This window comes from Ottowia sp., assembly GCF_047601385.1.
Classification (GTDB): domain Bacteria; phylum Pseudomonadota; class Gammaproteobacteria; order Burkholderiales; family Burkholderiaceae_C; genus Ottowia.
In genome coordinates this window covers 1,951,780-1,965,969 of the sequence record NZ_JASGJP010000001.1, presented here as the reverse complement: position 1 = coordinate 1,965,969, position 14,190 = coordinate 1,951,780, and the positions used below count along the sequence as shown (strand labels likewise).

The 14,190-nt window shown below is 70.9% G+C and carries 13 protein-coding genes; 8 read left to right on the top strand and 5 right to left on the bottom strand.

Going from position 1 to position 14,190, the window contains the following annotated elements:
* The first annotated feature begins 100 nt into the window (after window positions 1–100).
* Window positions 101–1,477, top strand: a complete 1,377-nt coding sequence (locus QM772_RS09545) for a THUMP domain-containing class I SAM-dependent RNA methyltransferase (RefSeq protein WP_415135819.1) — start codon at window positions 101–103, stop codon at window positions 1,475–1,477.
* Here the strand turns inward: QM772_RS09545 and QM772_RS09540 are convergent.
* A complete protein-coding gene (locus tag QM772_RS09540; RefSeq protein ID WP_415135817.1) occupies window positions 1,466–2,350 on the bottom strand; it encodes a LysR family transcriptional regulator in 885 nt (294 codons plus the stop codon). The two genes, QM772_RS09545 and QM772_RS09540, sit on opposite strands and share 12 nt — an antisense overlap.
* 350 nt (window positions 2,351–2,700) lie before the next feature.
* On the opposite strand from QM772_RS09540, the gene QM772_RS09535 reads away from it, so the two are divergent.
* The 6 genes from QM772_RS09535 to QM772_RS09510 all read left to right on the top strand — a co-directional run bounded on the left by QM772_RS09535 (window position 2,701) and on the right by QM772_RS09510 (window position 9,763).
* Window positions 2,701–3,861: a CaiB/BaiF CoA transferase family protein gene (locus QM772_RS09535; RefSeq protein ID WP_415135815.1), complete on the top strand. Its 1,161-nt coding sequence runs from the start codon at window positions 2,701–2,703 to the stop codon at window positions 3,859–3,861.
* Window positions 3,858–4,841 carry a Bug family tripartite tricarboxylate transporter substrate binding protein gene (locus QM772_RS09530; protein ID WP_415135813.1) on the top strand — a complete coding sequence of 328 codons (984 nt, stop codon included), beginning with the start codon at window positions 3,858–3,860 and terminating at the stop codon, window positions 4,839–4,841. Before QM772_RS09535 ends, QM772_RS09530 begins: the two co-directional genes overlap by 4 nt.
* Window positions 4,838–6,085, top strand: a complete 1,248-nt coding sequence (locus QM772_RS09525; RefSeq protein WP_415135811.1) for a CaiB/BaiF CoA transferase family protein — start codon at window positions 4,838–4,840, stop codon at window positions 6,083–6,085. Before QM772_RS09530 ends, QM772_RS09525 begins: the two co-directional genes overlap by 4 nt.
* A complete protein-coding gene (locus QM772_RS09520; RefSeq protein WP_415135809.1) occupies window positions 6,082–6,870 on the top strand; it encodes an enoyl-CoA hydratase/isomerase family protein in 789 nt (262 codons plus the stop codon). Before QM772_RS09525 ends, QM772_RS09520 begins: the two co-directional genes overlap by 4 nt.
* Before the next feature lie 104 nt (window positions 6,871–6,974).
* Entirely contained in the window at window positions 6,975–8,783 is a 1,809-nt protein-coding gene (locus tag QM772_RS09515; protein WP_415135807.1) for an acyclic terpene utilization AtuA family protein, read from the top strand.
* Window positions 8,780–9,763 carry a Bug family tripartite tricarboxylate transporter substrate binding protein gene (locus QM772_RS09510; RefSeq protein WP_415135805.1) on the top strand — a complete coding sequence of 328 codons (984 nt, stop codon included), beginning with the start codon at window positions 8,780–8,782 and terminating at the stop codon, window positions 9,761–9,763. The genes QM772_RS09515 and QM772_RS09510 overlap by 4 nt, the downstream gene beginning before the upstream one ends.
* Before the next feature lie 105 nt (window positions 9,764–9,868).
* Here QM772_RS09510 and QM772_RS09505 read toward each other — a convergent pair whose 3' ends face one another.
* Both QM772_RS09505 and QM772_RS09500 read right to left on the bottom strand, forming a co-directional pair.
* A complete protein-coding gene (locus tag QM772_RS09505) occupies window positions 9,869–10,672 on the bottom strand; it encodes a hypothetical protein (protein WP_415135804.1) in 804 nt (267 codons plus the stop codon).
* A gap of 88 nt (window positions 10,673–10,760) precedes the next feature.
* Window positions 10,761–11,492, bottom strand: coding sequence for a helix-turn-helix transcriptional regulator (locus QM772_RS09500; RefSeq protein ID WP_415135802.1), 732 nt, complete (start codon window positions 11,490–11,492; stop codon window positions 10,761–10,763).
* Window positions 11,493–11,761: 269 nt separating this feature from the next.
* On the opposite strand from QM772_RS09500, the gene QM772_RS09495 reads away from it, so the two are divergent.
* The gene (locus QM772_RS09495; protein ID WP_415135800.1) at window positions 11,762–12,205 is read left to right on the top strand and encodes a putative toxin-antitoxin system toxin component, PIN family; all 444 of its coding nucleotides are present in this window, start codon (window positions 11,762–11,764) and stop codon (window positions 12,203–12,205) included.
* Window positions 12,206–12,327: 122 nt separating this feature from the next.
* Here QM772_RS09495 and QM772_RS09490 read toward each other — a convergent pair whose 3' ends face one another.
* Both QM772_RS09490 and QM772_RS09485 read right to left on the bottom strand, forming a co-directional pair.
* Window positions 12,328–13,272: a branched-chain amino acid ABC transporter permease gene (locus tag QM772_RS09490; protein WP_415135798.1), complete on the bottom strand. Its 945-nt coding sequence runs from the start codon at window positions 13,270–13,272 to the stop codon at window positions 12,328–12,330.
* A 3-nt stretch (window positions 13,273–13,275) separates the two neighbouring features.
* Window positions 13,276–14,160 (bottom strand): branched-chain amino acid ABC transporter permease, encoded by an 885-nt coding sequence (locus QM772_RS09485; protein WP_415135796.1) that lies wholly within the window; start codon window positions 14,158–14,160, stop codon window positions 13,276–13,278.
* Between the last annotated feature and the right edge of the window lie 30 nt (window positions 14,161–14,190).

Below are 14,190 nucleotides of genomic sequence, written 5' to 3'. Positions count from 1 at the left end.
CGGCGGGCGACCTACTTTCTTTGGCGAAGCAAAGAAAGTAGGTGCGCCGCCGGGCGCACATCCCGGCCAACAGCGCATCCAACACAAGACAGGTGATTGAGTGACCAACGAAAAACAACTCACCCTGTTCCTCCCTTGCGCCGGCGGCGTAGAAACCTTCCTCGCCGACGAGGTGCACGGCCTCACCGGCCTGGTAGGCGACGACCTGCTCACCGCACGCGGCGGCGTGCGCGTGCGCGGCGACTGGGCGCTGGCGTTGCGCCTGAACCTCTACAGCCGCCTGGCCCAGCGCGTCCTCATCGAGCTGGCCGAAGCGCCGTACCGCGACGAGCATGACCTCTACCGGCTGGCTGCCGATGTGCCGTGGGAAGGCTGGTTCACCCCCCGCCAGACCTTCCGCGTGGACGTCACCGCCCAGGCCAGCCCGCTGCGCAGCCTGAACTTCGCCACCCTGCGCATCAAGGACGCGGTGGCCGACCGCTTCCGCCAGCAGGCCGGCGGCGTGCGCCCCAGCATCGACACCCAGCGGCCCGACGCGCGCGTGCAGGCCCACCTGTCGGCCACGCACGCCACGCTGTACATCGACACCAGCGGCGAGCCGCTGTTCAAGCGCGGCTGGCGCCAGGACAAGGGCGACGCGCCGCTGAAGGAAACCCTGGCCGCCGCCATGCTGGCCGCCAGCGGCTGGTGGCGCCCGGCCGAGCGCCGCGTGGCCGACGTGCCGCTGTACGACCCCTGCTGCGGCAGCGGCACCATCGTCATCGAGGCCGCGCAGCTGGTGCTGGGCCTGCCTGCTGGCGGGCAGCGCCGCTTCGCCTTCGAGCGCCTGCGGCCGTTCGATGCGGCGCAGTGGAATACTATAAAAAAAGAAGCTGCCGGCGCTTGCCAGACGGGCGCTGGAAGCCAAAATGATTCAAAAAATTCACCCGTGCAAGTGTTCGGCAGCGACGTCGCTCACCGCATGGTGGACTTCGCCCAACGCAACGCCGAGCGTGCCGGCGTGGCCCGCGCCGTGCAGCTGCGCGGCGGCGATGCCTTGCAGCGCATGCCGCCCACGGCGCAACCCGGCGTGCTGCTGATGAACCCGCCCTACGGCGAGCGCATCGCCGCCGCCGGCTTTGCTGGGAGCAAAGCGCGCGGGCGCGAGGCGTTCCAGGGCGATGGCGCCGCGTTCATCGCCGGGCCGCCCCAAGATGAACGAGCCCCCTCGGGGGGCAGCGGACCACGCGAAGCGGGGGAGCGTGGGGGCCAACATTTCAACGCTGGCGATGAATTCTTCGCCCGCCTGGCCACGCACTGGAAGAGCCACTACGCCGGCTGGGCTGCCTGGCTGCTGACGCCCGACCTCAAGCTGCCCGGCCGCCTGCGCCTGAAGGAGACGCGCCGCGTGCCGCTGTGGAACGGCCCGATCGAGTGCCGGCTGTTCCGCTTCGACCTCACGGCGCGGCGGGCGCCGGCGCCGGGCTCAGACCCGTAGGCTGTCCATGAAGGTCCGCGTGACGGGCGGCAGCGAGCGGCCGATGCGCGTGACCAGGCCGATCGGCCGCGTCACCGCCGGCCGCGCGAGCGGCACCGTGGCCAGCTCCGCCATGTTCACCAGCTCCAGCGCCAGCACCGGCAGGGCGGTGATGCCCAGGCCGGCCGCCACCATCGCGCCGCAGGCGGCCACGCCGGGGAACTCCAGCACGGGCCGCACGGGGGTGCGCAGGCGCATGAACACGGCGTCGGTGATTGGCCGGATGCTGCTGTGCGGCGCGCTCACGATGCAGGGGCGCGTGGCGAACACCGACCAGGGCGCCGAAGCGCGCGCGGCCAGCGGGTCGTCGCGGCGGCAGACCAGCACCATCGGGTCGTCGTGCAGGTGGCGGTACTGCAGGCGCTGATGCGGCGCGGGCCGCACGCTCAGGCCGAAGTCGGCGCGGCCTTCCTCCACCATCGCCAGCAGCGCGTCGGCCGCCGCCTCGATCAGCGAGAACGCCACCTGCGGGTGCGTGCGCGAGAACGCGGCCACGGCGCGCGGCAGCAGCGCCACGCTGGTGGACGGCAGCGCCACCACCGTCACGCGGCCGCTGCGGCCGGCCATGAACTCGCCCAGGTCGCCCAGCGCGTGGTCGAAGTCGCGCAGGATGCGGCGCGCCACCGGCAGCAGCTCCTGCCCCGTGGCCGTGATGCGCACCTGGCGCGTGTCGCGGTCGAACAGGCGCGCGCCCAGCGTCTGCTCGGCGCGCCGGATGGCGCTGCTGAGCGCCGGCTGCGATTGCCCGAGTTGCAGCGCCGCCTGGCGAAAGCTGCCGCTGGTGGCGACCTGCACGAAGGCTTCCAGCTGCCGCAGGCTGAGGTCGATGCGCATGTCGTCCTAGAAACGGCAGTTGAACGCGCTCGCCAGTGCCGTGATCGGCGTGCCAGGCAAGGCGCGAGGACGCGACAGGCTCATGCCTGCAAGGACGAGCAACGCCGCATGGCGCGGCGAGCGCGGTGCTGGTGAGTGCGTAGCGTTGTCACCTCGTAGGTGGAGGTGAGCGAAACAGCGGAATTCAATGTCCATGCGGCTCTCGTGAAGATGGCAAGCGGTCAACTGCTGTTTCCAGGGCCATTGATCGAGTCGAGTTATCACAGAAATAGGAATGTAGCGCTATCCAAATCAGTGCGCGCTGCCTAGACTGCGCGCAGAACATCAGGAGACAACCATGGGTGACCGCAATGGCCGGCGTGCTTGACGGCGTGCGCGTGCTGGAACTGGGCCAGGTGCTGGCCGCGCCGTTCGCCGGCGCGATCCTGGCCGACCTGGGTGCCGAGGTCGTCAAGGTCGAGCGCATCGAAGGCGGCGACGACGCGCGTCGCATGGGGCCGGCCTTTCGCAACGGCGACGCGCTCAACTTCCAGGTCTTCAACCGCGGCAAGCAGTCGGTCGCGCTGGACCTCAAAAGCGAGGCCGGGCGCGCGCACCTCGACCGGCTGGCGGCGCAGGCCGACATCTTCATCCACAACCTGCGGCCCGGCGTGCCGAAGGCACTGGGCATCGACGGCGAGACCCTGTGCGCGCGCCACCCGCGCCTGATCTACGGCGAGATCTCGGCCTTCGGCCCCCTTGGCCCGATGGCCATGCGGCCCGGCTACGAGCCGCTGCTGCAAGCCTTCAGCGGCCTGTCCAGCACCAACGGCGGGGAGGGCGACCCGCCCATGCGCTCGGGCGCCTCGGTGTGCGACCAGGGCTCGGGCATGTGGCTGGTGATCGGCGCGCTGGCGCTGCTGCACCGCCGCGAGCGCACCGGCCGCGGCGGCCTGCTGACCGCTTCGCTGCTGGAGACCGCCCTGGCCTGGAACGCGCAGAAGAGCGACGCCTACGCCAACGAAGGCAGCCTGCCGGAGCGCCACCGCTCCGGCCACCCCGGCTTCGTGCCCTACGAGGCCTTCGACACCGCCGACGGGCCGCTCTTGATCTGCTGCGGCAACGATCGCCTGTTCGCCAAGCTGGCCCAAGTGCTGGGGCAGCCGGGCTGGATCGGCGAAGAGCGCTTTGCCACCAACCGCGCGCGCCTGGCACACAAGGCCGTGCTGTTCGAGCAGCTGACGCCGCTGCTGCGCGCGCGCACGCGGGCCGAGTGGATCGAGCGCTTCGAGGCCGCCGGCGTGCCCTGCGCGCCCGTGCATTCGGTGCCCGAGGCGCTGGCGCACCCGCAGGTGCAGGCGCTCGGCATCCTGGCGCCGGTGCCCGGCACCGACTTCGCGCTCACCGCCATGCCCCTGCGCATCGACGGCGAACGGCCGCTGGCGCGCGGCATCGCGCCGCGCCTGGGAGAACACAACACCCGCCACGAGGTGCCCCAGCCCACCACCACACAACCACCGGAGACACCATGACCTTCCGCCCTTCCCGCCGATTCGCCACCACCGCACTGCTGAGCGCCGCCGCGCTGGCGCTGGTGGCGCCTGCCGCCCAGGCCCAGGACTACCCCAGCAAGCCCATCACCATCGTGGTGCCCTTCGCCGCCGGCAGCGGCACCGACCAGTCGGCGCGCATCTACGGGCAGGCCGTGTCGGAGGTTCTGAAGGTGCCCGTGATCGTCGACAACAAGGGCGGCGCCAGCGGTTTCATCGCCGCCCAGCAGGTCGCCAAGGCGCCGCCCGACGGCTACACCATCTTCATGACCACCAACACCACGCAGGTGGCCAACCCCTTCCTGTTCAAGAAAGTGCCCTACGACCCGGTCAAGGACTTCACGCCCATCGCGCTGCTCGCCAAAGGCCAGATGCTGCTGCTGGTGCGGCCGGATTCGCCCCACAAGACCCTGGCCGACCTGCTGGCCGCGGCGAAGAAGTCCCCGGGCAAGCTCAACTTCGGCAGCGGCTCCTCGTCCAGCCAGGTGGCGGGTGAGCTGCTCAAGCAAATGGCCCACGTCGATATCACCAACGTGCCCTACAAGAGCAACCCGCAGGCCATCACCGACCTGATCGGCGGGCAGTTCGAGTTCATGTTCGCCGACGCGCCCACCGCCGTGCCGCAGGTGCAGGGCGGCAAGCTGCGCGCGCTGGCCGCCAGCGGCGCCAAGCGCCTGGCGGCCACGCCCGACGTGCCGACCGTCGCCGAGGCCGGGGTGAAGGGCTACGACATGAGTTTCTGGTTCGCCGTCTATGGCCCGGCCAACCTGCCCGCCGGCGTGGTCAAGCGCCTGAACGACGCCTTCGGCAAGGCGTCGGAGACGCCGGAGGTCAAGGCCTTCCAGGCCAAGACCAGCGGCGAGGTGGCCTTCGGCACGCCCGAGGCGCTGGCGCAGTTCCAGGCCGCCGACATGAAGAAGTGGGAGCAGGTGATCCGCGCCGCGGGGATCGAGCCGCAATGAGCGCCACCGCATCGAGCCCGGCCGCGCCGGCCGGCCCGCTGCACGGCGTGCGCGTGCTGGACCTGACCACCGTCTTCATGGGGCCGTCCGCGACCCAGCTCATGGGCGACTTGGGCGCCGACGTGATCAAGATCGAGGCGCCCGGCGGCGACTCGGTGCGCACCATCGGCCCCTGCGGCGACCAGGGCCTGGGGCCGCTGTTCATGGGCCTGAACCGCAACAAGCGCAGCGTGGTGCTCGACCTCAAGCAGCCCGAGGGTGTGCAGGCGCTGCTGCGCCTGACGCGGGACGCCGACGTGTTCGCCACCAACGTGCGCCCGGCGGCCATGCGGCGGCTGGGGCTGGGCTACGAGCAACTGGCGGAAGTCAATCCGCGTCTGATCTACGCCAGCATGGTCGGTTTCTCGCAGCGCGGGCCCTATGGGGCCAAGGCAGCCTTCGACGACATGATTCAGGCTGCCACCGGCCTGGCGGCCGCGGTGGGCGAGGCGGCGGGCGGCGAGCCGCGCTACCTGCCCATCACCATCGCCGACCGCTCGGTGGGGCTGTACGCCTTCGGCGTGATCAGCGCGGCGCTCTATGCGCGCAGCCAGACGGGCCAAGGCCAGAGCATCGAGATCCCGATGTTCGAGACCATGATTCCCTACATCCTGGGCGACCACCTCTACGGCCACACCTTCGTGCCCGAGAAGGGCGGCTTCGGCTACCCGCGCCTGATGACGCCGCACCGCCGCCCCTACAAGACCAAGGACGGCTACGTCTGCTGCCTGATCTACACCGACCGGCACTGGCAGGTGTTCCTGGACGCCATCGGCAAGGGCGAGCTGTGGCGCACCGATCCGCGCTTCAGGACCATCCGCGCGCGCACCCAGGCCATCGACGCGCTGTACCAGCTGGTGTCCGATGAATTGGCGCAGCGCACCACCGCCGAATGGCGCGCGCTGCTGCCCGAGGCCGACATCCCGATCTTCCCCATGCACACCTTCGCGTCGCTGCTGGAGGACGAGCACCTGGCCGCCACCGGCTTCTTCCAGAAGACCGAGCACCCCGTGGTCGGCACGGTGCTGGAGACGGCGGTGCCCAGCGAATGGTCGGGCACGCCGCCGGGCCCGCCCATGCCGGTGCCGCTTCTGGGCCAGCACACCGCCGAAGTACTGCGCGAGGCCGGCTACAGCCAGACCGAAATCGACACTTTGATGGCCGCCGGCGCCGCGCGCGGCGCAAAACAGGAGAACCCCACGTGACCGCTGAAACTTCCAGTCCCGCGCCCGAGCTTCTGAGCCGCCAGCAGGACGGCGTGCTCTGGCTCACCATCAACCGCGAGGCGCGCCGCAACGCCATCAGCCCCGCCGTGATGGCCGGGCTGGCCGAGGCGCTGACGCGCGCCAACGCCGACCGCGGCGTGCGCGCCATCGTGCTCACGGGCGCGGGCGACAAGGCATTCTGCGCCGGTGCCGACTTGCAGACCGGCCAGTCCTTCAAATTCGACTATTCGGAACCCACGCAGGGCTTCGCCAACCTGTTCCGTGTGGCGCGCCAGCTCAACGTGCCGCTGGTGGCGCGCGTCAACGGCGCCTGCATGGCCGGCGGCATGGGCCTGATGGCGATGTGCGACCTGGTGGTGGCGGCGCCGCACGCGCAGTTCGGCCTGCCGGAGGTGAAGGTCGGTGTGTTCCCGGCCCAGGTGCTGGCGGTGCTGAACGGCCTGATCGGCCCGCGCGCGCTGACCGAGCTGTGCATCACCGGCGAACCCATCACGGCGCAGGAGGCGCTGGCGCTGGGCCTGGTCAACCGCGTCAGCGGGGACCTGGACGCCGGCGTGCACGCGCTGCTGGCGCGCTTCCTCGACAAGTCGCCCGCCGCCATCCGGCGCGGCCTGTACCTGATGAAGCGCCTCGGCGCCATGTCCTTCGAGGAATCGATGGCCTTCACCGAGAGCCAGATCGGCCTGTTCGCGCTGACCGAGGACGCGGCCGAAGGGCAGGCCGCCTTCCGTGAGAAACGCAAACCGCAATGGAGTGGGCGATGAACAAAAAACAGCCCCCACGCTCCCCTGCTGCGCAAGGTGCGCTGCCCCCCGAGGGGGCCGTTGCTGCCTTGGGAGCGGCCCGGCGGCAGCAAGGCAAAAAGATCGTGCGCATCGGCGGCGCCTCCGGCTTCTGGGGCGACTCCAGCGTCGGCGCGCCGCAGCTGGTGAACAGCGGCCAGATCGACTACCTGGTATTCGACTACCTGGCCGAACTCACCATGTCCATCCTGGCCGCCGCGCGGCTGAAGAAGCCCGAGCTGGGCTACGCCACCGACTTCGTCACCGTGGCGATGCGCGCGGTGCTGAAGGACGTGGTAGCCCAGGGCATCCGCGTGGTCAGCAACGCCGGTGGCGTCAATCCGCAGGGCTGCGCCGACGCGCTGCGCGCGCTGGCGGATGAACTCGGCGTGCCGGTGAAGATCGCCGTCGTCACCGGCGACGACGTGATGCCGCTGCTTCCCGAGCTGCGCCAGGCCCAGCCGCCCGTGGCCGAGCTGCAAAGCGGCGCGCCGCTGCCGGCCAAGGTGGTCACCGCCAACGCCTACCTCGGCGCGCTGCCCGTGAAGGCGGCGCTGGACGCGGGCGCGCAGGTCGTCGTCACCGGCCGTTGTGTCGATTCGGCTGTGACGCTGGGCGTGCTGATGTACGAGTTCGGCTGGCAGCCCACCGACCACGACCAGCTCGCCGGCGGCAGCCTGGCCGGCCACATCATCGAATGCGGCGCCCAGGCCACCGGCGGCCTGCACACCGACTGGCAGGACGTGCCCGACTGGGCGCACATCGGCTACCCCATCGTCGAGTGCGCGGCCGACGGCAGCTTCACCACCACCAAGCCCGCGGGCACCGGCGGCCTGGTGGCGCCGCAGGTGGTGGCCGAGCAGATGCTGTACGAGATCCACGACCCGGCGGCCTACCTGCTGCCCGACGTGGCGTGCGACTTCACCCAGGTGCGCATGGAGACCACCGGCCCCGACCGGGTGCGCGTGCACGGCGCGCGCGGCCGCGCGCCCACCGGCAGCTACAAGGTCTGCGCCACCTACGTGGACGGCTTCAAGACCTCGGCGCAGCTCACCATCGTCGGCTTCGACGCCGTGGCCAAGGCGCGCCGCACCGGCGAAGCGATCCTGGAGCGCGTGGGCGACCTGCTGGCCGCGCGCGGCCTGGCGCCCTTCAGCGCCACGCACGTCGAGGTGCTGGGCAGCGAGAGCCCCTACGGCCCGCACGCCCAGCCCGCCGCGGCCCAGGTGCGCGAGGCCGTGCTGCGCCTCGCCGCGCGCCACCCCGACAAGGCCGCGCTGGAGCTGCTGGCGCGCGAGGTCGCGCCGGCCGGCACCTCGTGGGCACCCGGTACCACCGGCGCCGGCGGGCGCGCGGGCGTCTCGCCGCTGATCCGGCAGTACGCCTTCCTGCTTGACAAGGCGCGCCTGGTGCCCGCCGTGGCGCTGGACGGTGCTGCGGTTTCGGTGCCAAATCGGCCTCCAGCGCTTGCTGTACAAGCGCCGACAGCTCCTGAAAACGTAGCATCCATCCCTGCGGCAGAAGAAGCGCCCGGTGCCGGCGCCGTCGAGGTGCCGCTGATCCGCCTGGCCTGGGCGCGCTCGGGCGACAAAGGCGACACGTCCAACATCGGCGTCATCGCACGCCGGCCCGAATGGCTGCCGCTGCTGCGCGCGCAGCTCACGCCCGAGCGCGTGCGCGCGTACCTGGCGCACCTGGTCGCGGGGCCGGTCGTGCGCCACGAGGTGCCCGGCATCCACGCCTTCAACTTCGTCTGCCAGCAGGCGCTGGGCGGCGGCGGCATGGCCTCGCTGCGCAACGACGCGCTCGGCAAGGGCATGGGCCAGATCCTGCTGGCGATGCCCGTGCAGGTGCCCGCCGGCCTGCTCCCCCAAGAAACCAAGGAGACCTCATGAAGCACACCGTCCTTTCCCTGCTGTCGCGCCGCAGCGTCCTGTCGCTGCCCCTGCTCGGCCTGAGCGTCGGCCCGGCCGCGTGGGCCCAGGCGCGGCCCATCCGCATCATCGTGGGCTTCGGCCCCGGCAGCGTCAACGATCTCACGGCGCGCGAGGTGGCGCGCTACCTGGCCGAGATCCTCGGCCAGCCCGTGGTGGTGGAGAACAAGCCCGGCGCCGGCGGCTCGCTGGGCACCGACCACGTGGCCAAGGCCGCGCCCGACGGCCTCACCCTCGGCCTGGGCACCAGCTCGCAGCTGGTGATGAACGTGGCGCTGTTCTCCAAGCTCCCGTTCGACGTGGACCGCGACCTGCGCAGCGTCGGCCTGATCAGCCGCGGACCCATGGTGCTGGCCGGCAAGGCCGACGGCCCCAAGACGCTCAAGGAGCTGATCGCCAAGGCCAGGGCGCAGCCCGGGCAGCTGACCTACGCCTCCGCCGGCAACGGCTCGATCAGCCACATCGTCGGCGAGGCGTTCGCCCGCGCGGCCGACGTCAAGCTCAACCACGTGCCCTACAAGGGCAATGCGGCCGCCATGGCGGACCTCTCCGGCGGGCACGTCGATCTGGTGTTCGACGGCCTCATCACGTCCCAGCCGCTGGCCAAGCAGGGGCGCGTGCGTCTGCTGGCCTACAGCGGCGCCAAGCGCAGCCCGCTGGCCCCCGACCTGCCGACCTTCGCCGAGCAGGGCCTGCGCGACTACGAGGCCTATTCGTGGAACAACCTGTTCGCGCCGGCCAAGACGCCCGAGGCCGAGGTCGCCCGCCTGAACGCGGCGCTGAACCAGGTGCTGGCGCTGCCCGCCATGCAGGAGCGGTTCGCGCAGACCGGCTCCGAGCCGCTGAACCCCTCCACCCCCGCCCAGGCCGACGCCTTCGGCCAGAAGGAGCGCGCCCGCTGGGTGCCCTTCGTGCGCAGCCTGAAGCTGGACATGGGCTGAGCCGGCGCCCCGGCCCGCCCAGCCGCCCAGGTGGCCGTCGGGGCCGTTTGCAGTCCGAGGCTCCCTTGGCTCAGCGCCTTGGGCCTGCGGCGCGCGCAGGGGCGCTTACAGCCTTGTGTAGCAGGCCGATGCCGGCAGCGTTTCCAGCGCGGCGGCCACCCGGGCCAGCGTCGGCAGGATGGACGGGTTCTCGTCCCCCAGCAGGCACAGGGTGTTTTCGCCCCGCTTGGCCCAGATGGCCTGGCTGGCGAGGCCGGTGATCTGCTTGAACGTCCCCCAGTTGGCGGCCACGCTGGCGTTGGATTCGGAACGCGAGAACGTCACCTGCCCCATGGCCGTGCCGCCCAGCACGCTGGCTGCGCCCGCGCACTGGCTGTCGGCGAAAAGCCGCAGGCCCTGGACGTGCGCGATGGTGGTCTCGTTCACCTGCACCGGGCGCAGGTAGTTGCGGGCCCACCGCCCGGGGCCCGCGGCCACGCAGGTGCCCTGCTGCCACTCGCCCAGGATGCCGGGGATCCCTGCGGTGATGACTGGGCCCGTGCCGCCTCCGCCGTCGCCGGCGGCGCAGCTTACCTGGACATCGGTCACCGGCGCGGCGGCGGTGCCGCTGCCGTTGGCGACCGTGCAGTTCTGCCCGCTCGGCTGGGTGGCGACTTCGATCCGGTAGCCGGACGCAGGCTGGGCGAACGTGAACGCGCCGTTGGCCGTCACACGCAGCGCGTCGCCGCCGTTGTTGCTGAGCACGAGCGCGGCGCCTTCGGCCAGCCCGGCCACGGTACCGCCGATGGCGTAGGGCGTGCTGCCAGCGGCATCGCCATCGTCGCCCCCGCAGGCGGTGAGCAGGGCAGCAAGGCAGGCAGCCAAGGTCAGGCGTGGCGTGAAGCGGATGGCGGCGGATGCAAGGTGCACGATGAAACTCCCGATGGATGCTTCACGCACAGCGCATGAAGTGGGAGCGATTGCAGCGCACGGGTGCCCGGGATTGAACTGCCCGTTCTTACAGGCCGATCAGCCCCTGCATCAGGGCCTTGGCGATGGCGTGCTGCCGGCTGTGGCACCCCAGCTTGGCCATGGCGTTTTTCAGGTGGAAGTTCACCGTCCGCTCCGCGATGCTCAGCACCAGGCCGATTTCCCACGAGGTCTTGCCCGCGGCCGCCCATTGCAGGCACTCGCGTTCGCGCTGCGTGAGAGCGACCTCGGGCCGCTGGCCGCCGGGTAGCAGGCGCAGCGCCGCCTCGTGCGCGTGGGCCGCCAGCGCCGGCAGCAGCGGCGCGGCGTGGCGAACCAGGTCCAGCGCCTCGGCCTGCGGCACGTCGCGCAGGCTCACGCAGGTCAGGCTGAAGCGCCCGTCCATGCTGTGCACGGGGGCGTAGATGCCCGCGCGCAGGCCGAAGTCGTGGGCCTCGCGCATCATCTGCGTGGCGCGTGGGTTCTCGCAGGGCCCGATGCTGCTCCACGTCAACGGGGTGGTGTGGCGCGCGCAGTGGTGCACGCGCGGATCGATCTGGTAGTACGCCTGCTGCATGTAGTGGCTGTGCCAGCGGTCGGAAATCACCGAGGTGGAATCCACATGCAGCCCGCTCTGGCGAGAGTAGCTTTGCAGGCCATGCACGATGCCGTGAAAGCCCAGCGCCTGGCCCAGGCCCGACAGGAGTCGCGTCAACTCCTGGGCCGTGCTCACGGTGCCGAACTGCTCGAGCGTGTGGAGGTAGCGGGGCAGCGTGAGCATGGCGTGTGTTCTATCCCATCGCATCGCGGTTGGCACCTGGCAGATCTGGCAGGGTGTTGAAGCCGTTTTCGGCATGCAGTCTTGCACACCGGGGGATTGGGGCGGATGAAGATCAATGCTGCCGCAGCGCCCGACGCGACTTGGCTTGCGCCCCCGCCGAGCTTTCCCCGGATCGTCAGAGCAGAGGTTGCTGACCGGGCCGCCGGGCCATGAGGGTGACGGCGAGCGGGGCGCACGCTCCGTTCGCCCGAACCGGAATAATCGCCGACATGCACATCACGACCGGCTCGATCGGGCGCGGCATGCCGGTGGTGATCGACACCAACTGCGTGCTCGACCTGTGGGTGTTCGACGACCCCGCCGCGCGGCCGCTGCGCGCTGCGCTGGAGGGCGGCGCGCTGCGCTGGCTGGCCACCGCCGGCATGCGCGATGAGCTGGCGCGCGTGCTGGCCTACCCGCGCATCGCGCCGCGCCTGGCGCCCGCCGGCCCGGCGCCGCAGGCCGTGCTGGCCGCCTTCGACGCCCGCGCCGAGCGGGTGCCGCCGGCGGCGCCCACGCCGGTGCGCTGCCGCGACCCGGACGACCAGCCCTTCATCGACCTGGCGGTGGCCTGGCGCGCCACGCTGCTCAGCAAGGACGCCCGCGTGCTGGGCCTGGCGCGCCGGCTGGCGCCGCTGGGCGTGCAGGTGCGGCGGGTTTGGGGTGCTTCTTAAAAGATAGCTGCCAGCGCATGTCCGGCGGGCGCTGGAGGCCGATTTGGCTTGAAACGGCGGTCCTGAAGCGGCGAGCGGGCCGAATGGCCCGCCCAGGTCGCCCGCGGCCGAAGCGCCCGGCCCTACAGCGACTTCTTCAGCAGGTGGCCGATCTCGCCCACGATGCCGCGCCGGAACAGCAGCACGCACAGCACGAAGATCACGCCCTGCACCACGGTGACCCAGGCGCCCAGCTGCGCCAGGTAGTTCTGCATGGTCACGATCACCGCCGCGCCCACCACCGGGCCGAAGATGGTGCCCAGCCCGCCCACCAGCGTCATCAGCACCACCTCGCCCGACATGCTCCAGTACACGTCGGTCAGCGAGGCCAGCTGGAACACCAGCGCCTTGGTCGCGCCGGCCAGCCCCGCCAGCGCGGCCGACAGCACGAAGGCGCGGTGCTTGAACCTGTCGGCGTCGTAGCCCAGCGAGATGGCGCGCGGCTCGTTCTCGCGGATCGCCTTCAGCACCTGGCCGAACGGCGAGTGGATGATGCGGTAGATCAGCGCGAAGCCGCCCAGGAAGATGACCAGCACCAGGGCGTACATCGCCATCGGCTGCGACAGGTCGATGAGGCCGAACAGCCTGCCGCGCGGCACCGCCTGGATGCCGTCCTCGCCGCCGGTGAAGGGCGCTTGCAGGCTGAAGAAGAAGATCATCTGCGCCAGCGCCAGCGTGATCATGGCGAAGTAGATGCCCTGGCGGCGGATCGCCAGCAGCCCGGCCACCCAGCCCAGCGCCGCCGCGCACAGCGTGGCCGTCAGGATCGCCAGCTCGGGCGTCAGGCCCCACACCTTGGCAGCGTGCGCCGACACGTAGCCGGCGCCGCCCAGGAACATGGCGTGGCCGAACGACAGCAGCCCGCCGAAGCCCAGCAGCAGGTTGAAGGCGCAGGCGAACAGCGCGAAGCACATCACCTTCATCATGAAGATCGGATACACCCCCAGCAGCGGCGCCAGGATGAAGATTGCCGCCATGAGGGCGAAGGCGACGCGGTGCGCGCGCGCGGGGTTGGGCGTGTTGGCCATGGCTTACTTCTGCGTTCCGAACAGACCGGCCGGACGGATCAGCAGCACGATGGTCATGATGATGAAGATGACGGTGGTCGAGGCTTCGGGGTAGAACACCTTGGTCAGCCCCTCGATCAGGCCCAGGCCGAAGCCGGTGACGATGGCGCCCATGATGGAGCCCATGCCGCCGATCACCACCACGGCGAACACCACGATGATGAGGTCGGCGCCCATCTGCGGGCTGACCTGGTAGATGGGCGCGGCCATCACGCCGGCCAGCGCGGCCAGCGCCACGCCGAAGCCGTAGGTGAGCGTGATCATGCGCGGCACGTTGATGCCGAAGGCCTGCACCAGCTGCGGGTTCTCGGTGGCCGCGCGCAGGTAGCCGCCCAGGCGGGTGCGCTCGATCACGAACCAGGTGCCCACGCACACCACCGCCGAGGCGACGATGACCCAGGCGCGGTAGTTGGGCAGGAACATGAAGCCCAGGTTGCGCCCGCCCGAGAGCTGCTCGGGGATGGCGTAGGGCAGGCCGGTGGAGCCGTATTCGTTGCGGAACAGGCCCTGGATGATCAGCGCCAGGCCGAAGGTGAGGAGCAGGCCGTAGAGGTGGTCCAGCTTGTACAGGCGCTGGAGCATGGTGCGCTCGATGACGACGCCGGTGGCGCCGACGATGACCGGCACCAGCAGCAGCGACCACCAGTAGCCCAGCCCCAGCTTGTTCAGCAGCAGGTAGGCGCCGAAGGCGCCCAGCATGTACTGCGCGCCGTGGGCGAAGTTGATGATGTTCAGCAGGCCGAAGATCACGGCCAGCCCGAGCGAGAGCAGGGCGTAGAACGAGCCATTGATGAGGCCGATGAGCAACTGCCCCATCATGGCCTGGATCGGGATGCCGAAGATGTCCATGGCGTCGTCGTGTCTGTGCCTTGCCGTCGC

What these genes read in the sequence shown, in the direction of transcription:
- QM772_RS09510 (WP_415135805.1), top strand. Translation starts at nt 8,780, where the DNA reads ATGAAGCACACCGTCCTTTCCCTGCTGTCGCGCCGCAGCGTCCTGTCG.
- QM772_RS09490 (WP_415135798.1), bottom strand. Translation starts at nt 13,272, where the DNA reads ATGGCCAACACGCCCAACCCCGCGCGCGCGCACCGCGTCGCCTTCGCC.
- QM772_RS09535 (WP_415135815.1), top strand. Translation starts at nt 2,701, where the DNA reads ATGGCCGGCGTGCTTGACGGCGTGCGCGTGCTGGAACTGGGCCAGGTG.
- QM772_RS09495 (WP_415135800.1), top strand. Translation starts at nt 11,762, where the DNA reads ATGCACATCACGACCGGCTCGATCGGGCGCGGCATGCCGGTGGTGATC.
- QM772_RS09530 (WP_415135813.1), top strand. Translation starts at nt 3,858, where the DNA reads ATGACCTTCCGCCCTTCCCGCCGATTCGCCACCACCGCACTGCTGAGC.
- QM772_RS09485 (WP_415135796.1), bottom strand. Translation starts at nt 14,160, where the DNA reads ATGGACATCTTCGGCATCCCGATCCAGGCCATGATGGGGCAGTTGCTC.
- QM772_RS09500 (WP_415135802.1), bottom strand. Translation starts at nt 11,492, where the DNA reads ATGCTCACGCTGCCCCGCTACCTCCACACGCTCGAGCAGTTCGGCACC.
- QM772_RS09540 (WP_415135817.1), bottom strand. Translation starts at nt 2,350, where the DNA reads ATGCGCATCGACCTCAGCCTGCGGCAGCTGGAAGCCTTCGTGCAGGTC.
- QM772_RS09525 (WP_415135811.1), top strand. Translation starts at nt 4,838, where the DNA reads ATGAGCGCCACCGCATCGAGCCCGGCCGCGCCGGCCGGCCCGCTGCAC.